General features: G+C 73.1%; 17 protein-coding genes and 1 pseudogene. 5 read left to right on the top strand and 13 right to left on the bottom strand.

The annotated features are described in order from the left end of the window. Window positions 1-132 precede the first annotated feature (132 nt). A complete protein-coding gene (locus ACFFHU_RS13540) occupies window positions 133-840 on the top strand; it encodes a uridine kinase family protein (protein ID WP_377338725.1) in 708 nt (235 codons plus the stop codon). On the opposite strand, the gene ACFFHU_RS13535 is transcribed toward ACFFHU_RS13540, so the two are convergent. Continuing rightward, window positions 809-1,894, bottom strand: a complete 1,086-nt coding sequence (locus tag ACFFHU_RS13535; protein WP_377338723.1) for an adenosine deaminase — start codon at window positions 1,892-1,894, stop codon at window positions 809-811. The genes ACFFHU_RS13540 and ACFFHU_RS13535 overlap by 32 nt on opposite strands. A gap of 94 nt (window positions 1,895-1,988) precedes the next feature. Here ACFFHU_RS13535 and ACFFHU_RS13530 point away from each other — a divergent pair, with 94 nt between their 5' ends. Then, the gene (locus ACFFHU_RS13530) at window positions 1,989-2,942 is read left to right on the top strand and encodes a putative RNA methyltransferase (RefSeq protein WP_377338721.1); all 954 of its coding nucleotides are present in this window, start codon (window positions 1,989-1,991) and stop codon (window positions 2,940-2,942) included. 66 nt (window positions 2,943-3,008) lie between these two features. Here ACFFHU_RS13530 and ACFFHU_RS13525 read toward each other — a convergent pair whose 3' ends face one another. From ACFFHU_RS13525 to ACFFHU_RS13485, 9 genes and pseudogenes are all read right to left on the bottom strand, one after another. Beyond that, the gene (locus tag ACFFHU_RS13525; RefSeq protein WP_377338718.1) at window positions 3,009-3,689 is read right to left on the bottom strand and encodes a DUF4272 domain-containing protein; all 681 of its coding nucleotides are present in this window, start codon (window positions 3,687-3,689) and stop codon (window positions 3,009-3,011) included. Between the two features lie 251 nt (window positions 3,690-3,940). After that, window positions 3,941-5,221 carry a thymidine phosphorylase gene (locus tag ACFFHU_RS13520; protein WP_377338716.1) on the bottom strand — a complete coding sequence of 427 codons (1,281 nt, stop codon included), beginning with the start codon at window positions 5,219-5,221 and terminating at the stop codon, window positions 3,941-3,943. Continuing rightward, a complete protein-coding gene (locus ACFFHU_RS13515) occupies window positions 5,214-5,933 on the bottom strand; it encodes a cytidine deaminase (RefSeq protein WP_377338714.1) in 720 nt (239 codons plus the stop codon). Before ACFFHU_RS13515 ends, ACFFHU_RS13520 begins: the two co-directional genes overlap by 8 nt. A 707-nt stretch (window positions 5,934-6,640) precedes the next feature. Then, window positions 6,641-7,921, bottom strand: a complete 1,281-nt coding sequence (locus tag ACFFHU_RS13510) for an ABC transporter permease (protein WP_377338711.1) — start codon at window positions 7,919-7,921, stop codon at window positions 6,641-6,643. 5 nt (window positions 7,922-7,926) lie between these two features. Next, window positions 7,927-9,341: pseudogene (locus ACFFHU_RS13505) on the bottom strand (ABC transporter permease). After that, complete coding sequence (locus ACFFHU_RS13500; RefSeq protein WP_377339753.1) at window positions 9,338-10,960, bottom strand: ATP-binding cassette domain-containing protein; 1,623 nt, start codon at window positions 10,958-10,960, stop codon at window positions 9,338-9,340. The pseudogene ACFFHU_RS13505 and the gene ACFFHU_RS13500 overlap by 4 nt, the downstream one beginning before the upstream one ends. Before the next feature lie 190 nt (window positions 10,961-11,150). Beyond that, a complete protein-coding gene (locus tag ACFFHU_RS13495; protein WP_377339751.1) occupies window positions 11,151-12,215 on the bottom strand; it encodes a BMP family lipoprotein in 1,065 nt (354 codons plus the stop codon). A gap of 296 nt (window positions 12,216-12,511) precedes the next feature. Next, on the bottom strand, window positions 12,512-12,853 hold the full coding sequence (locus ACFFHU_RS13490; protein ID WP_377338709.1) for a hypothetical protein: 342 nt from the start codon (window positions 12,851-12,853) through the stop codon (window positions 12,512-12,514). A gap of 79 nt (window positions 12,854-12,932) precedes the next feature. Then, on the bottom strand, window positions 12,933-14,024 hold the full coding sequence (locus ACFFHU_RS13485) for a hypothetical protein (RefSeq protein WP_377338707.1): 1,092 nt from the start codon (window positions 14,022-14,024) through the stop codon (window positions 12,933-12,935). Window positions 14,025-14,118: 94 nt separating this feature from the next. Between ACFFHU_RS13485 and ACFFHU_RS13480 the strand changes: the two genes are divergently transcribed. From ACFFHU_RS13480 to ACFFHU_RS13470, 3 genes are all read left to right on the top strand, one after another. After that, window positions 14,119-14,730, top strand: coding sequence for a TetR/AcrR family transcriptional regulator (locus ACFFHU_RS13480; RefSeq protein WP_377338704.1), 612 nt, complete (start codon window positions 14,119-14,121; stop codon window positions 14,728-14,730). 75 nt (window positions 14,731-14,805) lie between these two features. Next, on the top strand, window positions 14,806-16,161 hold the full coding sequence (locus tag ACFFHU_RS13475) for a TrkH family potassium uptake protein (RefSeq protein WP_377338703.1): 1,356 nt from the start codon (window positions 14,806-14,808) through the stop codon (window positions 16,159-16,161). Between the two features lie 46 nt (window positions 16,162-16,207). Continuing rightward, window positions 16,208-16,837: a potassium channel family protein gene (locus tag ACFFHU_RS13470; RefSeq protein ID WP_377339748.1), complete on the top strand. Its 630-nt coding sequence runs from the start codon at window positions 16,208-16,210 to the stop codon at window positions 16,835-16,837. Between the two features lie 154 nt (window positions 16,838-16,991). Here ACFFHU_RS13470 and ACFFHU_RS13465 read toward each other — a convergent pair whose 3' ends face one another. The 3 genes from ACFFHU_RS13465 to ACFFHU_RS13455 all read right to left on the bottom strand — a co-directional run bounded on the left by ACFFHU_RS13465 (window position 16,992) and on the right by ACFFHU_RS13455 (window position 21,398). Continuing rightward, entirely contained in the window at window positions 16,992-18,671 is a 1,680-nt protein-coding gene (locus ACFFHU_RS13465) for a protein kinase domain-containing protein (protein ID WP_377338702.1), read from the bottom strand. 111 nt (window positions 18,672-18,782) lie between these two features. Beyond that, window positions 18,783-20,276: a fused MFS/spermidine synthase gene (locus tag ACFFHU_RS13460; RefSeq protein WP_377339746.1), complete on the bottom strand. Its 1,494-nt coding sequence runs from the start codon at window positions 20,274-20,276 to the stop codon at window positions 18,783-18,785. A gap of 102 nt (window positions 20,277-20,378) precedes the next feature. Beyond that, a complete protein-coding gene (locus ACFFHU_RS13455; protein WP_377338700.1) occupies window positions 20,379-21,398 on the bottom strand; it encodes a coiled-coil domain-containing protein in 1,020 nt (339 codons plus the stop codon). Between the last annotated feature and the right edge of the window lie 7 nt (window positions 21,399-21,405).

Below are 21,405 nucleotides of genomic sequence, written 5' to 3'. Positions count from 1 at the left end.
CCCGGCCGGGTCGGACCCCCGAGATTCCATCACGCCGCTCCGGAAGAGGAAAGCCCAGGTTGGCCGTCGGTGAGAGTGTGGTGGGATATTAACGAGATTTGATTGCAAGCCGTTTTCCTGGAGTCACTTACAGTGATTGAGCATTCTGCCGGTGTCATCCTCCTGGCCGGCCCTTCCGGGTCAGGAAAGTCGTACATAGCAGGTCGTACCGGGCTTCCCGTGCTGTGTCTTGACGACTTCTACAAGGATGGTGACGATCCGACCCTGCCGCGGTCCGACGGCCAGGTCGACTGGGAGTCACCGCAGGCATGGGACGCCCAAGCCGCGGTACAGACCATCGCCCGCCTGGTCCGGGACGGCAAGGCCGATGTGCCGGTTTATGCGATCGGCGCGGACCGACGGGTGTCCAATCGGGCATTCAATCTCGCCGACTCGCCAGTCTTCGTCGCCGAAGGGATTTTCGCCGCGGAGATCGTGCCCGAGTGCCGGCGCCTCGGCCTGCTCGCCGGGGCGTACGCGCTGCGCCGGCCGCGCGGGGTGACCTTTGTCCGGCGCCTGCTGCGCGACCTGGCCGAGCGTCGCAAGTCTCCCGGGGTGCTGTTCCGGCGGGGGCTCGCACTGCTGCGCGCCGAGCCGGTCGTGCTGGCCCGGCAGGCCGAGCTCGGCTGCCGACCGGCCGGCGCGCGGCGCGTGCTGCGCGGGATCGCCGCCCTCACCGCGACGGCGAGCCGGCCGCCCCTGCCGGCGCCCCGGCCCGCCGGAGAATCCCGGTCCGCCGGAGAATCCCGGTCCGCCGGAGTATCGGGGCTCAACTCCGCAGCACCGCGTACCCGGGCTTGATGATGTCGTCGATGATGGCCAGCCGCTCGTCGAACGGGATGAAGGCGCTCTTCATGGCGTTGATGGTGAACCACTGCAGTTCCGTCCAGCCGTAGTCGAACGCCTCCACCAGCAGGGCCATCTCGCGGGTCATCGACGTACCGCTCATCAGCCGGTTGTCGGTGTTGACCGTCACCCGGAACCGCAGGTCCCGCAGCAGCCCGATGGGGTGTTCGGCGATCGAGGTGGCCGCCCCGGTCTGCACGTTGGAGGACGGGCACAGCTCCAGCGGAATCCGCTTGTCTCGGACGTACGCGGCCAGCCGGCCCAGCGCGGGCCGACCGTCCGGCTCCGCCGCGGCGATGTCGTCGACGATCCGGACGCCGTGCCCCAACCGGTCCGCGCCACACCACTGGATCGCCTGCCAGATGGAGGGCAGCCCGAACGCCTCGCCGGCGTGGATGGTGAAGTGGAAGTTCTCCCGCTGGAGATACTCGAACGCGTCGAGGTGGCGGGTGGGCGGGAAGCCCGCCTCGGCGCCCGCGATGTCGAAGCCGACCACCCCGGTGTCCCGGTGCCGGACAGCCAGCTCGGCGATCTCCTGCGACCGGGCGGCGTGCCGCATGGCGGTCAGCAGCGTGCCGATCCGGATGGGCCGGCCCGCGCGCGCGGCCTCGGCCACCCCGTCGGCGAACCCCGCGAGCACGGCCTCGACCACCTCGTCGAGGCTCAGACCCCGCTCCAGGTGCTGCTCCGGGGCGAACCGCACCTCGGCGTACACCACCCCGTCGGCCGCGAGGTCGAGCGCGCACTCGGCCGCCACCCGGCGCAGCGCCTCGGCCGTCTGCATGACCGCCACGGTGTGATCGAACGTCTCCAGGTACCGCTCCAGCGACCCGGACGCGGCGGCCGCCACGAACCACCGGCCCAGCTCGCCGGCGTCGGTGCTCGGCAGCGGGTGCCCGATGCCGTCGGCCAGTTCGATGATCGTCTGCGGGCGCAGGCCACCGTCCAGGTGGTCGTGGAGCAGCGCCTTCGGCGCCCGGGCGATGTCTTCGTACGCGATCGCGGCCATGGGATCAGACCCTAGTCAGCAGAGCCGGTCCGCACGTCGCCGACCGGCGGTTCTACGGTTGTCCTCGTGGAGCTGCCGTGCGGATGATGAGCCGATGCGCGCCGACGTGCTGAGCCGGCTGCGCTGCCCGGTCTGCGCCGACCCGCTCGCCGCGACCGGGTCGAGCCTGCGCTGCTCCCGCGGGCACAGCTTCGACGTGGCCCGGCAGGGCTACGTCAACCTGCTCACCGGCCGCTCCCCGCACACCGGGGACACCGCCGAGATGGTGTCCGCCCGGGAGGACTTCCTGGCGGCCGGTCACTACGCCCCCATCGCGGACCTGCTCGCCGCGGCGGCCGCGCCCGAGCTGACCGGCCGGCCCCGGCCGGCCCGGCCGCCGGCCAGCACCACCGGCCACGACGGCAGCAGCGCCACCGGCGAGGGCCACGACAGCAGCAGCGCCACCGGCGAGGGCCACGGCAGCGGCAGGTCGTACCCCGATCTGGTGGTCGACGCCGGCGCCGGCACCGGGCGCTACCTGGCGGCGGTGCTGGAGGCGGCGCCGGACGCGGTGGGGCTGGCGTTGGACGTGTCCAAGCCGGCCCTGCGGCGCGCCGCCCGGGCCCACCGGCGGGCGTCCGCGGCGCTGGCCGACACCTGGCGGGGCCTGCCGGTGGCCGACGGCGCCGCGCGGCTGGTGCTGAACGTCTTCGCGCCCCGCAACGGCGCCGAGTTCGCCCGCGTCCTATGCCCGGACGGCCTGCTGCTGGTCGTCACCCCGGCGGCCGACCACCTCGGCGCCCTGGTGGACCGGCTGGGCCTGCTGCGGGTCGACCCGGACAAGGCGGACCGGGTGGCCGACAGCCTCGCCGGGCGGTTCGAGCCGGTCCGCCGCGACCTCCACCGGTACGACCTGCGGCTGGATCGGCCCGCCGTGCGGACCCTGGTGGGGATGGGACCGAGCGCCTGGCACACCGAGCCGGCCCGGCTGGCCGCCGCGCTGGAGCGGCTGCCCGAGCCGGTGCCGGTGACCGTCTCGGTGGAGCTGGCCGGCTACCGGCCACGCTGATCCGCCGGACAGGTCCGGCTGATCGGACGATCAGGAACACCCGACCCGATGGTCGGGCTCGCGACGTCAGGTGGAGAGATCCACTTCTTCCCAGCCGCCGGGCGGGTCATGGTACGGCCCGCGGAAGATCACCGCCCATTCCAGCGCCCAGCGGCGCTGCCCGATGGCGTTCGCGTCGACCAGGCCTGGCAGCGGGATGCCGGCCTGCTCCGCCTCCAGGAAGGCCCAGTCGAGGCAGTAGTGGTAGTCCAGCAGCACGGCCGCCTCGGCCGCGTCGCGCGGGGCCGCAAGGGTACGGGACCGCCACTGGCGCAGCGTCTCCCCTGCCGCGATGTGCGGCAGCACCTCCAGCAACCGCGGGTCGGTCGGTTCGGTGGGGTCCAGGTGCTTGGTGAGGCCGAGCACCCAGGACAGCGCGAACACGGCGTCGTGGTGCAGCACGAACGACCGGTGATCGCCGACGCTGCCGGTCACGAACTGCCACTCGGGCGGGGTGAGCGACTCCACCAGGTGCGAGGCGAGCAGCCAGCTCATCGCCGCGGACGGCGACATGCCGAAGCACCGGGCGAGGATCAGCTGCAGTACGGCCGTACGGGCCTCGAGCTCCCGGGTGGGCCGCAGCTCCACCTCGTCGCCCGGCTCCCACACCAGCGGGAACTCCGCGGGTGGCACGGGTAGCCGAAGCCGCCGCAGCTCGTCGATGTTGGCCGAGCGAACGGCGTGGGGGTCCGGAGCGGGTACGGCCACGACAAGAATCCCTGCTAGTCACCTTCGGCGGTTCCCCGCCGGACTTTCCCCCCGGCCAGGGAGGATAGTCCCTTCCCCGGCCGCTCGCGCGGCACCCTCCGGCCACCGGCGCGGGCGCGAGCGGGACTCGCGCAGCAGGCCGAGCGCGCACGTCCAGCCCACCGGCGCTCCCAGCCCGGCTCGCCCACCAGGAACGGCCCCGCGAGGGCGCGCGGTCCGCGGCCGGGAACCGGCGCCGGCGGCCGTCCGGATCAGCCGATCCGCTCCAGGATCAGCGGCGCCGGCGTCGCCGGGGCGGCGGCCACCACCACCGCCGCCGCGGCGTCCGCGGCGGCGGCCGGGATCCGCGCGGCGTCGTCGGCCCGCAGCTCATAGAGCACGTCCCCGGCCCGGACCGGGTCGCCGGGCCGGCGGTGCAGCACCACCCCGGCCGCCGCGCTCACCGGGTCCTCCTTGCGGGCCCGCCCGGCGCCCAGCCGCCACGCGGCCACCCCGATCCGGTACGCGTCGATCCGCTCGACGTACCCGTCCCGGTCGGCGCGGACCAGCTCGGTCTCGGCCGCGGTGGCCAGCTTGGCGTCCGGATCGCCGCCCTGGGCCCGGAGCATGGCCCGCCAGGAGTCCATCGCCCGACCGTCCGCGAGGGCGGCCGCCGGGTCGGCGTCGGGCAGCCCCGCGGCCGCGAGCATCTCCCGGGCCAGCGCCAGGGTCAGCTCGACCACGTCGGCCGGACCGCCACCGGCCAGTACGTCGACCGACTCGGCCACCTCGACCGCGTTGCCGACCGTCAGCCCCAGCGGGGTCGACATGTCGGTGAGCAGGGCGATGGTGCGCACCCCGTGCGCGCCGCCCAGCTCGACCATGGTCCGGGCCAGCTCGCGGGCGTCCTCGACGGACTTCATGAACGCGCCGGAACCGACCTTCACGTCGAGCACCAGCGCCCCGGTGCCCTCGGCGATCTTCTTGCTCATGATCGAGCTGGCGATCAGCGGGATGGCCTCGACGGTGCCGGTGACGTCGCGCAGCGCGTACAGCTTGCGGTCGGCCGGGGCGAGCTCGTCGCCGGCCGCGCAGATCACCGCGCCCACGTCGGCCAGCTGGTCGAGGAACTCGCGGTTGGACAGCGCCGCCCGCCAGCCCGGGACCGACTCCAGCTTGTCGAGCGTGCCGCCGGTGTGCCCGAGCCCCCGTCCGGACAGCTGCGGCACGGCCGCGCCGCACGCCGCCACCAGCGGGGTCAGCGGCAGGGTGATCTTGTCGCCGACGCCGCCCGTGGAGTGCTTGTCCACGGTCGGCCGCCGGACCGAGCCGAGGTCCAGCCGCTCGCCGCTGGCGATCATCGCGGCCGTCCACCGGGCGATCTCCGGGCCGGTCATGCCGCGCAGCAGGATGGCCATGGCCAGCGCCGACATCTGCTCGTCGGCCACCACCCCCCGGGTGTACGCGTCGACCACCCAGTCGATCTGGGCGTCCGACAGCACCCCGCCGTCCCGCTTGGCGCGGATCACATCAACTGCCGCGAACTCAGGCACTGTCGCTGTCCCATCGGGTCGGGATCTCGGAGGGCGGCTCACCGTCGCCGGCCCAGAACATCGCACCGCCCGCGTCCACGACCACCACCCGGGGCGTACGGGCCAGCCCCCAGGCCACCGCCTCGGCGGGCGCCGGCCAGGTCGGCCCCTCCTCCAGGACGCCGATCCCGATCTCGTCGCCGGTGCCGGCCGAGCGGTCCCAGTACGCGGTCCAGACCTGCTGCCCCGCGGAGACGTCGGGGTGCACGAACACGGTGCCGCGCCCGCGCCAGGCGGCCAGCTGGGCCGGCACCTCCGGCACCGGAGTCTCGCCGGTGATCGCGTCCAGGTCGGCCACGTCGAAGGCGTGCGGCAGCAGCTCCCGCATGGTCAGCGGGCCGCCCTTGGCCTCCACGAGGCAGTCCGGGCCGCCGTTCTCCCACAGCAGTTGCCGGCACCGGCCGCACGGCATCAGCGGCTCACCGGTGGCGTCGACGCAGGAGAGCGCCACCAGCCGGCCGCCGCCGGAGGCGTGCAGCGCGGTCACCACGCCGCACTCGGCGCAGAGCGCCACCCCGTAGGCGGCGTTCTCCACGTTGCAGCCGACCACGATCCGTCCGTCGTCCACCAGGCCGGCCGCGCCGACCGGGAACTTCGAGTACGGGGCGTACGCGTGCCGCATGACCTCGGTCGCGGCGGCTCGCAGCCGGTCCCAGTCGATCTGCCGCTCCATCACCCCTCCATCCTGCACCGCCGCCCTGGCCAGGCATGGACCAGGGGCGGGTGTTCGAGCCCACCCGGTCGGTCGCCGCGCGGGCCGGGCCCCGACCGACACCCTGCGGCGCGATTTTCCGCACTGCTCCGGCGGGTACGCCGCACTCTCCCACGGCGCATCGGCGCTGCCGGAATCAACCGCGCCAAATCCGGAAACACCGCTGTCCGAGAAGGCGCATCGGAAAGGCGGATTGCGCGCGGTCCACGCCCAGGTTGATCGGGCGTGCACCTCCTGGCCCGATTTGGTTCTGTGATGCGCTCCGACATGCGGAGCATCGCGCCATGAATTCCAGGAATTCGCCGACCACGGCCGAAGCCCCGCCGCCCATCGCGGCCAATGACGGCGCACCGCTCGCCCCGCTGGCACCTGCCCTGCCCAACGTCCGATCTCCCGACACCGGCACTTCCGCGACTTCCGCCTCTCGCTGGTCGATCGGCCGGACTGAGACGTACGCGGCATAGCGAACCCATCGCGCCGGAACCGGACGTCGAAACGCGGCCATGGACGCGGAATCAGGCGACGCAAAACCCGTTGCCTTCGGGGTCCTGCATGCCGACGAGTCCCAGTACGTCGCCCTACCACTCCTCGCGGACAACCGTCGCGCCGGCGGCCACCGAATCGCGCACCTTCTACCAAATCAGTCGTGTCTTGACGCGTCGGCCGGCTCAGCCCTTGACGTACGGCTTGCCGTCGGCAGCCGGCGCTCGGACCCGGCCGACCAGGCCGGCCACCGCGAGGATGGTGGCCAGGTACGGCAGCATGGCCAGGAACTCGCTCGGGATGATGCTGTTGATCGCGCTCAGGTAGGTGCCAAGCTGATCGGCGAAGCCGAAGAACAGGGCCGCCAGCAGGGCCCCGGTCGGCGTCCAGCGGCCGAAGATCATCGCGGCCAGCGCGATGAAGCCCTTGCCACCCACCATGTTCTTGCTGAAGCTGTACAGCGCCAGCGTGTAGGAGGCGCCGCCCACGCCGGCCACCAGGCCGGCCAGGAACACGTTCCGGTACCGCAGCCGCAGCACCCGCACCCCTAGGGTGTCGGCGGCGGTCGGGTGCTCGCCCACGGCGCGGGTCCGCAGCCCCCACCGGGTCCGGGTGAGCGCCAGGTGGATCACCAGCACCAGGACCAGGCCGAGGTAGAGGAAGATGTTGCCGCGGAACAGCGCCGGCCCGATCACCGGGATGTCCTTGAGCAGCGGGATCGGCCAGTCCGGGAAGTGCGGCGCGCTGTTGTACCGCTTCGCGTCGGTCTGCATCAGCCGCTCGTACAGGAAGCCGGTGAGGCCGACCGCGAGCAGGTTGATCACGATACCGATGACCACCTGGTCGACCAGGTAGCGGATCGCCAGCCAGGCCAGCAGCAGCGAGATGAGCGCGCCACCGATCGCGGCGGCCACCAGCCCGATCCAGACGCTCTGGGTGATGCTGCCGAAGAGCGCGCCGGAGAAGGCGCCCATCAGCAGCTGCCCCTCGATGCCCACGTTCACCACGCCGGACCGCTCGCAGAGCACGCCCGCGAGCGCGCCGAAGATCAGCGGCAGGGCCAGCAGGAACGTGCCGCGCAGGATGTTGACCAGCGGCATGAAGTTCTGCCCGGCCGGCGCGTCGGACACCTGCCAGCAGAGGAACGACAGCACGAACCCGACGATCCCCACCCCGAGCAGCGTGGTGAACCAGCGCCGGCCGCCGGTGGCCAGCATGGCCGCCCCGGCCAGCGCCGCGAGGACGCCGAACAGGATCGCGCCGGTCGTGCCGGGGATGGACAACGCCGCGCCGCCGGCGCTCTCGCTGAGGGTGAACCGGGCCCGCTCGGTGGTGGCCAGCGGGCCGAACACCGCCGCGGCCACCGCGCCGGCCACCACGAGGCCGGTGCCGACCTTGCGGCCGCGGGTCCAGAAGCCCTGCGCGACCGGCGCCACCGCCACGTCCTCGACAGCCATCGTGGACATGCCGCTCACCAGCCCTTCGCGAGGCTCGTCTGCAGCCGGGCGGCGCGGGCCGCCCGGAGCCGGAAGGTCGCCTTCACCAGGGCCGGCGCGGCGATGAAGATGACGATCAGGGCCTGCAGCACGGTCACCAGCTCCAGCGAGATGCCCGAGTACGACTGCATCCGGTTGCCGCCGGCCTGCAGCGCGCCGAACAGCAGCCCGGCCGCCAGCACGCCCCACGGCTTCACCCGACCGAGCAGCGCCACGAGGATCCCGTCGAAGCCGATCTGGGCAACCACCTGCGCGGTCACGCGTTGGCCGTGGTGCCCACCACCATGTTCGCGCCGCCCAGGCCGGCCAGCGCGCCCGAGATCACCATCATCAGGACGTACGTCTTCGTGACGCTGATCCCGGCGGTGCGCGCGGCGTCCGGGTTGGCGCCCACGGCCCGCAGCTCGAAGCCGAATGTGGACCGGTTGAGCAGCCAGGCCACCCCGGCCGTGGCGGCCACCGCGAGCAGGATGCCGGCGTGCACCCGGGGCAGCTCGCCGAGCAGCCGGGGTAGCTGCGCGGACGAATCAACCGGCCGGCTGATCGCGTCGGACCGGGACGGATCGTGTACGCCGCGCTGGTTGATGATCCAGGCCAGGAAGTTCAGCGCCACGTAGTTGAGCATGATCGTCGTGATCACCTCGTGCGCGCCGGTGCGGGCCTTGAGGAAGCCCGGCACGAAGCCCCAGATGGCGCCGCCGATGATGCCGGCCAGCAGCGCCACGATCACGTGGATCACCGGCGGGAGCGGCAGGACGAACCCGGCCAGCGCGGCCAGGATGACGCCCAGCGTGGCCTGTCCCTGCGCGCCGATGTTGAACAGCCCGCCGCGGAACACCAGCGCCACGGCCAGGCCGGTGAGGATCAGCGGCGTGGCGTAGGTGAGCGTCTCCGAGATCGGGTAGACCACCTGCTGCCAGCCGGTGTTGCCGCCGCTGAGCCAGTCACCGACCGCGCCCGGATCGATGATCGCGCCCTTGAACAGGTTCGCGTACGCCTCGCTGACCGCCGTCCAGCTCGAGGTGAGCGCGTCCGAGGGCCGGGAGGTGAAGTAGCCGTACGTGGCCAGCACGTCCGGGTCGGACACGATGATCAGGATCGCGCCGATCACCGCGGCCAGGACCAGCGCCAGCACCGTCACCGTGACGGTGTTGGCGGCCCAGAGCTGGTGCAGGAAGGTCTGCGCGAACGAGGGGGCGCGACCGGGGTCGTCCCCGGCCGGAAGCTTGCGGTGGGCGCCGCCGCCGGCCGGCGCGGTCGCTGGCGTAGCGTCGCCGTCCGGAACGTTCCGGGCCGTCACCTTCGCGGTCTCGGCCTCGGTCGCCGGCTCCTTGTCCCGGGACCCGGCGTCCTTGTCCGGGAGCCCCGCGCCCGACGAAATATCGCTCATGATTCTTCCTCGTTAGCCGCCGACTCCGCGGTGCCCGCCGGTCCGGCGGTCGCCTCAGGCCCGGCCGTCGCCTCAGGCCCGGCCGTCGCCTCAGGCCCGGCGGTCGCCTCAGGCCCGGCCGTCGCCTCCGGTTGGGCCGTCGCCTCCGGTTGGGCCGTGGCACGCGGGGCCGATTCCGGCGTCACGCCGGCCATCAGCAGGCCGATCTCCTCGCGCGGGGTGTCCGGGCCGACGACCGCCAGGATCCGGCCGCGGTACATCACCGCGATCCGGTCGGCGAGGCCGATCACCTCGTCCAGCTCGCTGGAGACGACCAGCACGGCCGTGCCCACGTCGCGCTCGTGGATGATCCGGCGGTGGATGAACTCGATGGAGCCCACGTCGACGCCGCGGGTCGGCTGGGCCGCCACGAAGAGCTTCAGCGGCCGGGACAGCTCCCGGGCCACGATCACCTTCTGCTGGTTGCCGCCGGAGAGCGTGCCCACCGGCGCGTCGCCGGACGGCGTACGCACGTCGAACTGCTCGATCCGCTCCCGGGCCGACTCGGCGATGGCCGCCGGCCGGAGCGAGAGCCCCGAGCCGAACGGCGGCCGGTCGTACATGTCGAGCACCAGGTTCTCGGCGACGCTGAACTCCTTGACCAGGCCGTCGACGCTGCGGTCCTCGGGGACGTAGCCGACGCCGGCCCGGAGCACCCGCTTGGTGGACCAGCCGTCGATCCGGGCGTCGGCCAGGCTCACCGAGCCGGCGAGCACCGGCCGCAGCCCCATGATCGCCTCGACCAGCTCGGTCTGGCCGTTCCCCTGTACGCCGGCGATGCCCAGCACCTCACCGCCGTGCACCGTGAGGTCGACGCCGTCCACGGCGCGGTGCGCCCGGTCGTCGTCCACGACCAAGCCCTCGACCCGGAGCACGGGCTCGGCCGGCCGCGCCGGCTCCTTGTCGACCCGCAGGCTCACCTGGCGGCCGACCATGAGCGCTGCCAACTCGTCCTCGCTGTCGCTGGGGGCGGCCGTGCCCACCGTGCGCCCGCGCCGGATGATCGTGATCCGGTCGGCGATGGCCTTGACTTCCTTGAGCTTGTGCGTGATGAAGACGATCGACTTGCCGGCCGCCTTGAGCGACCGCATCACGGCCAGCAGCTCCTCGGTCTCCTGCGGGGTCAGCACCGCGGTCGGCTCGTCGAGGATCAGCAGGTCGACGTCCCGGGTGAGGGCCTTGACGATCTCGACCCGCTGCTGCACGCCGACCGGCAGGTCCTCCACCACGGCGTCCGGGTCCACCCGCAGGTTGTACCGGTCCGACACCTCGGCCACCTGCCGGCGGGCCCGCCGCCGGTCCAGCACGCCGGCCGCGCCGCCGCGCACCTGCTCGGCGCCGAGCATGACGTTCTCGGCCACGGTGAACACCGGCACCAGCATGAAGTGCTGGTGCACCATCCCGATCCCGGCCCCGATGGCGTCGGCCGGCCCCTTGATCCGCAGCGGCTCGTCGTTGACCAGGATCTCGCCCTCGTCCGGCTGCAGCAGCCCGTACAGGACGTTCATCAGCGTCGACTTGCCCGCGCCGTTCTCGCCGAGCAGCGCGTGGATCTCTCCTGGCTCCACCGTGAGGTCGATGTGGTCGTTGGCGACCAGCTCACCGAACCGCTTGGTGATGCCGCGCAGTTCGAGTTTCAGCGCAACCTCCTGATGACGGGCGACGGTGCAGCCTAGCTGCCCGATCGGGAAATCCGGAGCCGGTCCGGGGCTTCCAGACGGACCGCTGGCCGCCCCGAGCGCCGAGGCGCCGGGACGGCCAGCGGGTGGGTCACTTCGGCTGGCTCGGCGACTCGACCTTGATCGTGCCGGCGATGATGTCGGCCTTGACCTTCTCGACCTCGCTCTTGAGGTCGGCCGGGACCTTGCTGTCGAAGTCGTGGTACGGGGCCAGCGCCACGCCGTTGTTCTCCAGCGTGCCGACGAAGCCGGGGTCGTGCTGCAGCTTCTCCCCGTTGGCGGCCTTGGTGACCGCCTCCTTCACCGCGTCCCCGATGTTCTTGGCCACGGTGGTGATCAGCGCCGGGCAGTTCTGCGTGCTCTGGCAGCCGTCGACGTCCACCCAGATGGCGTTGAACTTGCCGCCCGAGGCCTGCGCCGCGGCGGTCGTGCCCAGGCCCGCGCCGCCGGCGACCGGCATGACGATGTCGGCGCCCTGGGCCACCAGGGTGTCGCTGATCTTCTTGCCCTCGTCCTGCTTGACGAAGTCGTTGGTGAACGAGCCGTTCTGGGTGGCCTTGTTCCAGCCGAGCACCTGGACGTTCTTGCTCTTGGCCTTGTTGTAGTACGCCACGCCGTCGGCGAAGCCGTCCATGAAGATCGTCACCGGCGGGATCTTGGCGCCGCCGTAGGTGCCCACCTTGCCGGACTTGGTCATGCCCGCGGCCACGTAGCCGGCCAGGAAGGCCGCCTGCGCCGTGTTGAACTGCATCGGGTAGACGTTCGTCTCCGGCAGCTTGGCGTCCACGATGCCGAACTGCTGGTCCGGGTGCGCCTTGGCGACCTTGGAGGTGGCGTTGCCCATCAGGCCACCCACCGCCAGGATGAAGTCGCACTTCTGGTTAACGAACGCCGTCAGGTTCGGCTCGTAGTCGGCCTCGGCCTTGGACGGCACGTTCTTGATGTCGATGTTGCTGTTGGCCGCCTTGGCCGCCTCCAGGCCCGCCCACGCGGAGGTGTTGAACGACTTGTCGTCGATGCCTCCGGTGTCGGTGACCATGCAGGCGGTGTACTTCTTGGCCGCGTTGCCACCGGAGCTGTTGCTCTCCGGCGCCTTGCCACAGGCGGCGGCGCCCAGCGCCAATCCGCCCACGGCGAAGCCCGCGACGATCCGCATCCCACGCGCAGTGCGCAAGACGGTCTCCTTCCCCATGCACACCGCCGCGCGGTGGCAGACCAGTACCGGCCGCCCAGTCGGGCGGCCGGCGTCTCACGTTACGGACGGGAGAGTACGCGCGCGCATCTCCACTGGCCGACAATCGTGCAGGACCGTTGGCTGCCCGTTACCCTCACGTAACCCTTGCGTGAGGGATCTCACTCCTCGCAGTCGAGACATTGCGACTGCTCGCGATTTAACGCCCGTTTAGTGCGATTCACCCCGGGTTTCCCCAGGTCACGCAGGCCGCGGTCGGCTCAACGCCAGAAGACCGCCACGGCGGCGTTCACCAGGGTCAGCCCGATGATGGCCAGGAAGTGCCCCCGGTTCACCGAATCCCGCTTGCGGGAGAAAAAGACCATGACGAAAATGGCCACCCCGATCAGGGCCTTGGTGATCAACTTGGCCGGGGCCGGCTCGTGCCCGTCGCGCAGCGGCGCCGAGAGGGCGAGCCCGGTGACCACCTGGATGCCGGCGCCCCAGAGCATGGCCGGGTTGATCCGCAGCCGCCCGGTGACGTACTGGGCGATGCCGCCGCCGAGCAGCAGCGCGAAGCCGATCAGATGCAGGTAGAGCAGGATCAGTCGGAGAGCTTCCACGCCGACATCCTGCCCCACCGCCCCCCAGATGCAAGGAAGGGCCCCTTGTTATCGCTTTTTGTATAGCAAGGGCCCCCGGTTAACGGGTTTTGTCGAGTTCGCGCCGGCCGGCGAGCACCAGCAGCAGCCCAACCAGCGCGTACCCGGTCAAGATCAGGGCCGAGCGGGTCCCGCCGGCACCGTCGAAGAAGGCGACCGAGCGCAGCAGCGTGCCGCCCGCGCCCACCGGCAGCCACTGGCCGACCTCGCCCCAGGGCCGGGGCAGCAGCTCCGGGGCCGCGGCCACCGCGGACAGCGGGTTGCCGACCAGGAAGACCAGCAACGCGCCGAGCCCCACGCCGACCCGCCCGAGCAGCGCGCCCAGCCCGGCGACCGTGCCGGCCGCAGCCAGGCCGAACAGGCCGAGGGCGGCCGCGTTGCGCGGATAGTCGCCGCCGAGCACGCCGAGCCAGGTCTGCAGCACGGCCGCGCCGCCGAGCCCGGCCAGCACCCCGTACCCGATGAGGCCGAGCAGCCGCGCCACCCGGCGGCGCACCGCGAGCACCAGGGCGGCTCCGGCGAGCATGCCGGTGAGGGCCAGCGGCAGGAAGCCCGCCGCGAACCCGGTGCCCCGCGGGTCGTCCGGGCCCGCCGGCACCACGTCGACCACCGGAACCGGGCCGCCGGCGCCGAGCCGGCCGGCCGCCTGGCCGAGCAGGCTGGCCACGGTCGGGCTCGCCCCGGAGGCGGTGTGCAGGCTGGGGCCGTCCGGGCCGAGCACGAAGGCCGCGTACGCCCGGCGCTCCCGCAGCGCACGGTCGGCCTCGACGGCATCCGGCACGGTGTCGATGGCGAACGCGCCGGGCTGCGCGGCCGTGAGCCGGGTCCGGAACTGGTCGGCGACCGGGCCTGGCCCGGCCACCACGACCGGGAGGTCGCGCGGCGCCAGGTGGGCGGCCGGGGCCGCGAACAGCGGTACGAGCAGCGCCTGCACGACCACCACGAGGGCGGCCACCAGCAGGGCGGCGCGCAGCGGCGATCCGGCACGGCCGCGGTCCCGGCGAGCGACCCGGTCGGCGGGCGTGGCCGAGCGGCCGGCGCCATCGGGTTCGACCGGCGGGCCGGCGCCCCGGGTCGCCGCCGGCGGCGTGCGGACCGCTCCGCTGGGGGTACGGATCTCGGCGTCGGACATTCTGACTCCTTAAAACGAGCGCTCGTTCTCTTTGGCAGCATCACACCGCCGCGAACCGCCGTCAAGAACGAGCGCTCGTTTTAGAATGTGAGCCGTGCCGCGTGTCTCCGAGCAACACCTCGCCGCCCGTCGCCAGCAGATCCTGGACGCCGCCCGGACCTGCTTCCTGCGCGACGGGTTCCACAACACCTCGATGCAGGACGTCATCGCCGAGGCCGGGCTGTCGATGGGGGCCGTCTACCGCTACTTCCGGAGCAAGAACGAGCTGATCGCGTCCATCGCCGAGGCGACCATCGGCGGCGCCCAGGTGATCTTCGACGAACTGGCGGCACAGCGCCCCACCCCCACCCTCATCGAGGCGCTGGGCCGCACGCTCGAGTACGTGGACCGAGAGGCCAGCGACGACGGCGTGCTGCGGATCGCCATCCAGGTCTGGGCGGAGGCACAGCGGGACCCGGCGCTCGCCGAGTTCGTGGCCGACAAGTACGCGACCTTCCGGCGGCGGTACGCGGAGCTCGCCCGCCGGGCCCGGGACAGCGGTGAGCTGCCGCCGGACACCGACCCCGAGCAGGTGGGCGCGGCCCTGTTCGGCCTGGTGCCGGGCTACTTCACCCAGCGGCTGCTGACCGGCGAGCCGGACCGGCACACCTATCTCGCCGGCGTCCGCTCGCTGCTCGGCGCCCGCCTCCAGGACCCCGGGCGTTAGGAAGGGCCCCTTCCTATACAAAAAGCGATAAGAAGGGGCCCTTCCTTCGGTCCGCCCGTGGTACGACTGACTACCGTGGCGGTTCGCGCGGAGCTTCTCCGCCGGCTCGCGCAGAACCCCGTCCGGGCCGTACCGCTGGCCTTCCTCGGGGCGATCCTGGCGGGCGCGGCCCTGCTGATGCTGCCCGCCGCGCACCGCGGCCCCGGCTCCGCGTCGTTCCTGACCGCGCTGTTCACCTCGACCTCGGCGATCTGCACCTCGGGGTTCGCGGTGGTGCCCACCCGGGACTACTGGTCTCCGCTGGGTCACATTCTGATCATGGTGCTCACCCAGGCCGGCGGGTTCGGCATCATGACCATGGCCACCCTGCTCACCCTTTTGGTCTCCCGGCGCCTGGGCCTACGCAACCGGCTGGCGCTGCAGGCCGAGGGCGCCCGGCTGGGGATCGGCAACGCCCGCCGGGTGCTGGTCCGGATCGCGCTGGTGTCGCTGGTCTGCGAGGCCGCGGCCGCCGTCGTGGTCGCGGCCCGGCTCTGGGGCACGTACGACTACCCGCCCTGGAAGGCCGGCTGGTACGGGGTCTTCCACGCCGTGCAGGCGTTCAACAACAGCGGCTTCAGCCTGTTCCCGGACAGCGTCAAGCCGTACGTGGGCGACGGGTGGATCTGCCTGCCGCTGACCCTCGCCGTCATCGTCGGCGCCACCGGGTTCCCGGTGATCTTCGAGCTGCTGGCCCGCTGGCGCGAGCCGAGCCGGTGGTCCACGCACACCCGGCTCACCGTGCTGGGCTCGCTGATCCTGCTGGCCGTCGGGTTCGCGATGGTGCTCGCGTTCGAGTGGCGCAACCCGGCCACGCTCGGGCCGCTGGACGTGCGGACGAAGCTACTGGCCAGCTTCGTCCAAGGCGCCATTCCGCGGTCCGGCGGCCTGAACAGCGTGGACTACGGGTCGATGCGGGAGACCACCCTCGCCGTCATCACCGGGTTGATGTTCGTGGGCGGCGGCAGCGCCAGCACCGCCGGTGGGATCAAGGTCACCACGTTCTTCCTGCTCGCCTTCGTGATGCTGGCCGAGCTGCGCGGCGAGCCGGACGTGGTGATCGGCCGCCGCCGGATCGCCCCGTCGACCCAGCGCCTCGCCCTGACCATCGCGCTGCTCGGGGTGGCCCTCGCGACCGCCTCCACCCTGCTGCTGAGCGGACTGACCAACGGGCTGCCGCTGTATCGCGAGCTGTTCGAGACGGTCTCGGCGCTGTCCACGGCCGGGATCACCGACGGGGTCACCGCGGTGCTGCCCGCGGACGGCCGGATGCTGCTGATCGTCCTGATGTACCTGGGCCGGGTCGGCACCGTCGCCGCGGCCTCCGCGCTCGCCCTCCGGGCCCGACCGCGGCTCTACCGGTACGCCGAGGAGCGTCCTCTTGTGGGCTGACCGGCGCGACCGCCGGCGCCGGCAGGGCGTCCGGGACATCGCCGTGGTGGGGCTGGGCCGGTTCGGCGGCACGGTGGCCCGGTCGCTGGTCCGGCTGGGTCACGAGGTGCTGGCCATCGACGGCGGGTCGGCCACCGTGCAGCACTGGTCGCAGGTGCTCACCCACGTGGTCCAGGCCGACGCCACGGATCAGGCGGCGCTGCGGCAGCTCGGGCTGGGCGAGTTCGACCGGGCCATCGTGGCCATCGGCTCGGACCTGGAGGCCAGCGTGCTGGCCGTGCTCAACCTGGCCGAGATCGGCGTACCGCAGATCTGGGCCCGGGCGAGCACGGACGCGCATGCCCGGATCCTGCGCTCGGTGGGCGCCCAGCACGTGCTCTTCCCCGAGGCGGCCATGGGGGAACGCGTCGCCCACCTGATCGTCAGCCGGCTGCTCGACTTCGTCGAGTTCGGCGACGACTTCGCGATCGCCAAGACCCGCACGCCGCCCAGCCTGGCCGGCCGCCGGATCGGCGACCTGACCGGGGAGGACTGCCACGGCGTGGTCGTCATCGGCGTACACGGAGACGACAGCCGGTTCGTGCCGGCCCACCCGGACACCGTCATCCCGCCGGACGGGGCCTTGATCGTCGAGGGAACCATCGACGCCGTGCAACGGTTCTCGGTCGCGGACTGACCGGCCGTCACCCTCCGTTGGGCGACGCCGGCTTCGGCCCGGGCGGCTGCGTCTTCGCCGCCGGCTTCACGCCTTTTTTGCCGGCGCCGGCTTGGCGGTCTTGGCCGGCTTCACGCTTTTTTTGCCGGCGCCAGCTTGGCGGCCTTGGCCGGCTTCACGCTTTTTTTCCGGTGTCCTTTCCCTTCGCCTTGCCCTGCGGCGCCGACTTGTGGGGCGCGGCCTTCTTCGCCGCCTTGGCCGGCTTCGGCCTCCCGGCGCTGGCGGCCGGGCCGCGGGCCGATCCGGTGCCGCCGGTGGCCCGGTCGGCGCCTCCCGGGGCGCCACCGCCGGCGGCCTGCCCGCCGGCCGGTACGGAGATCGGCTGGCCGGCCACGCCGGAGACCTGCACCGCGCAGCTCGCGTCGTTGAGCTGGAACTGCGTGGGCAGCGGGTTACCGGCCCGGTACTTCCCGCTGACCTCGACCGCCGCCGAGGCCCCCGCGCCGAGGGGCGCGGCGCCGGGCTGCGAGCGCAGCAGCACCGAGCTGCCCTGCTGCTCGACCATGGCCGAGCGGCCCTCGGTCACCGTCTGGTCTCCCGGGAAGGCGAAGCTGAGCTGCCAGTCCGGCACGACCTCGCCACGGGTATTGGTCACCCGCACGTCGGCGTCGAACCCCGAGCCGGTGTCGCTGCGCAGCCGGTAGATCACCTCGCACGGCGGGGCCGCCTGCGGTTCGGCCGCGGCCGCGGCCTCGGGACCGTGCGCCGGGCTGCCCGAGGTGAGCGCCCAGACCACCCCGGTGACCGCCACCAGCCCGACGCCCACGGCAGCCGCCTCCAGCGGCCGCCGCCGGGACCGCTGGCCCGCCCGGCGGACCTGGCCCCGCCGGCGCGCGGCCGCGCCGGACGGCAGCCGGAACACGTCGGTGGCGGCCGACGACGGCAGGATCGTGGTGCCGGCGTTCGCCAGCTCGTCCGGGGTGTACTCGTAGACGCCGGGCAGCGCGGTGGGCGCCGGCGAGACCGGCAGCACCGCGGCGATGCCGAGCGCCGCGGACAGCTCCCGGGCCACCTCGACGATGCTCGGCCGCTCCCCGGGGGCCTTGGCCAGGCACCGCTCGCACAGCTCGGCGATCCCCTCGGGCAGGCCGGGCACGTCGGGCATCGGTCCCGGCTCGCGGTAGAGGTGCGCCCGGATGAGGTCCGTCTTGGAACTGGCCGCCCAGGGCAGCCGGCCGGTCAGCGACCGGTAGACCAGCAGGCCGAGCGAGTACACGTCGGTGGCCGCGGTGACCTGGCCGCCGTCCAGCCGCTCCGGCGCCAGGTAGGCGGGGGTGCCGAGCACGGCCCCGTCCGGGCCGACGTCCTGCTCACCGACCAGGGCCGAGATGCCGAAGTCCACCACCTTGGCGCCGGTCGGGGTCAGCATCACGTTGCCCGGGGTGATGTCCCGGTGCACGACCCCGCGGGCGTGCGCCGCGGCCAGCGCGGTGGCCACCTCGGCGCAGACGGTCAGCGCCGCGCGCCACGGCAGCGACCCGCCGCGGGCCAGCCGGCTCGCCAGGGACTCGCCGTCGAGGAGTTCCATCACCACGTACGGCACCGTGGCGCCGGCCGTGGTCGACTCCCCGTAGTCGTACACGTTGGTGATGTGCGGATGGCACAGCCGGGCCGCGGCCTTGGCCTCCAGCCGGATCCGGTGCCGGAAGGCCCGGTCGGCCGCCAGCTTCGGGGCCAGCACCTTCACCGCCACCTGCCGGCCCAGCACCTCGTCGTAGCCGCGCCAGACCATCGACATGCCGCCGGCGCCGAGTCGTTCCACCAGCCGGTACCGCTCTCCGAGAAGCCTGGTCACCGGCGCGTCTCCCGCACTCATGTCGACTCTTGTTGCCCCTTGGCAAGGAACTTACACATCGACGGGCCAGATCCGGCACTTCGTTGCGCAGTCTTCACCCCGCGGCAAGCTTCACCCGCGGGCCAGCAGCTGGTCCACCGGCGCGTGGTCGTCGGTCAGCACGGCCGCCCCGCCGACGAAGTCGGTCAGCTCGGCGCCGGCGAACAGCCCCACCGGCTCGGTCGAGGTGGCGGCCAGCCGCTGCTCCAGCGCGGCCAGCGGCAGCGGCGACGGGGAGGCCACGATGACGAAGTTGGCGCCCTCCTGCCCGTCCACCGCGTCCGGCGGGGCCGCGAGCGCCACGTACGTGAACTCGGCGGCCACCGTGGCCAGCTCGGCCCGGATGAACCGGGCCGGCGGATAGTCGATGACGTTCTGCACGTACAGGCCGCCCGGGCGGAGCACCCGGCGAACCTCGGCGGCCATCTCCCGGGTGGCCAGGTGCCAGGGCACCACGAGGTGCCCGAACGCATCGCCGACCACCAGGTCGGCGCTCGCGGCGCGCCGGCCGTGCAGCGACAGCCGGGCGTCGCCCACGGTCACCGTCAGGCCCGGTCCGGTACGCATCCCCAGCTTCCGCCGGTCCAGCTCGACGAGCCCGCCGTCCAGCTCGTAGACGGCGCTGGTCGAACCCGGCCGGGTGGCCGCCAGCCAGCGCGGCATGGTGAACCCGCCACCGCCCAGGTGCACCGCGTCCAGCGGGCGGCCGGCCGGGGTCGCCGTCTCGATGGCCGCCGCGAACCACTGCGTGTAGGCGAACTTCAGGTAACGCGGGTCGGCGAGGTCCACGTACGAGTGCTGCGCCGAGTTGAGCCACAGCGTCCGGCCGGCGGGCCGGGCCGGGTCGTCGGCCGCCACCCGCGCGCAGTGGTACGCGGTCTCCACGTCGCACGGGGTGGGCGCCACGGCGGCCAGGGCTGCGCCGACCAGCCCGAGCACCGCGAGCGCGGCCCGGGCGCGCGGCCGGCCGGGCGGGCCGGCGCCGTACCGCCGCCGCAGGTAGCCGGCCAGCAGCAGGCCGGTCAGCCCGAGCGCCACCGCGAGGCTGACCACGATGGCCGTGGTCGACAGCGCCGCCACCAGCACGAAGCCGGTGACCAGGGTGGCGGTGATGCCGCCCAGCGTGCCCAGGCTGGACAGCCGGCCCACCACCTGGCCGGTCCGGCGCAGGTCGCCGAGCTGGAGCTTGACCACCAGCGGGGTGACCGCCGAGAGCAGCGCGGCCGGGACGAAAACCGCGAGCGAGGTGAGCAGCAGGATGCCGGCCACCGCGTCGCCGCGCAGCCACTCGCCGGCGTAGCGCACCACCGGCAGCGTGATCGCGGTGGCGATCCCGGCGAGCACGAAGGCCGGCGCCAGCAGCGCCCGCGGGTCCCGCTTGTCGGCCAGCCAGCCGCCGGTCCAGGCGCCGTACGCGATGGCGGCCAGCGCCACCCCGATGACCGAGCTGGTCACCTGGAGCGTCACCCCGAGGTACGGGCCGACCAGCCGCAGCGACACGGTCTCCAGCACCAGCACGGCGCCGCTGGCCAGGAAGACCAGCGTGGCCGCGAGCCCGGCGGGCAGCGCGGCCGGTCCGTCCGGGGCGTCCGCGACGCCGGTGGTGGTGCGGGACGGCGATGTGGAGGTCACCGTCGCGATGGTACGCAGCCTGCGCCGCCGGGGTGCCTAATACATCGACAGATGAACGTGGTTCGTGTGATCGGCCGCCGGGCTGCCACCGCCGCTGTACGACTTCCAGCCCGTGCCGGGCAGCCAGATCTGCCGGTACCAGATCACGTACAGCACGCCCAGCCGGCCGGCGTTCTTGATAAAGTACGCGGCCAGCCGGTCGCCGTACGCCCTGTCCCCGCCGGTGGCGCTGCGATCCTCGAACCCGCCGGCGGCGGCCGAGAAGTCGCAGGCCCGCCCCTTGGGGTGCTCGCCCTCGCCGCCGTTGCGGTGGCAGCTCGTATACCGGGTGAAGCCGGCCGCCCGCGCCTGCTGGTAGGCGTGCAGCGTGCGCGGCGTGATGCAGCCCGAGGTGGTGGGGTCGTCCACCGAGCAGGACTCGCTCGGCCAGGAGCCGTCGGAGTTGCGCGGCGCCGGCTTGGCCAGCGCCGAACTCGTGCTGACGAACCCGCCCGAGCTACGCCCGCCGACGGTGGCCAGCGCCCGCTCGGCGTCCTGCTTCTTCTTGGCCATCACCGCGACCTGGCGGCGCTGCTCGCTCACCTCGTCGTCGATGGCCTGCTTGGCCCTGGCGGCCTCGATCCGGGCCTCGGCCAGCGCCCCCAGCGACCGGTCGTCGCGCTGCGCCATCAGCTCCAGCTCCGCCGCCCGATCCAGCAGGTCCTCCGCGGAACCGCTGTTGAGCAGCGCCATCACCGGCCCCAGCCGGCCCATCCGGTACGACCGCGCGGCCACCACCCCGGCCTCGGCCGTGAGCGTGCCGAGCCGGGTCTCCACCTCGCGCAGCTCGGCCGCGAGCTGCGCCTGCCGCTTCGTCGAGGCGTCCAGCCGGTGCTGGGCGTCGAGGTAGCCCCGGGCGGCCGCGTCGAGCGCGTCGCGCAGCTTCTTGGTGCCGCCCTCGTCGTCGGCGCCCGGCGCGGCCAGGGCCGGCGTGGGTGCCGCCACGGCCACCGGACCGGCCAGCAGCGCCAGGACCAGGGCCAGCAGGAGATGTCGTACGACCGGCGTCGCTCGCATCCGCACG

It is taken from the genome of Plantactinospora siamensis, from assembly GCF_042434095.1.
Lineage (GTDB): Bacteria > Actinomycetota > Actinomycetes > Mycobacteriales > Micromonosporaceae > KBS50.
Note: the sequence above shows the minus strand (reverse complement) of the source record. Positions and strands in the feature narration are given on the sequence as shown.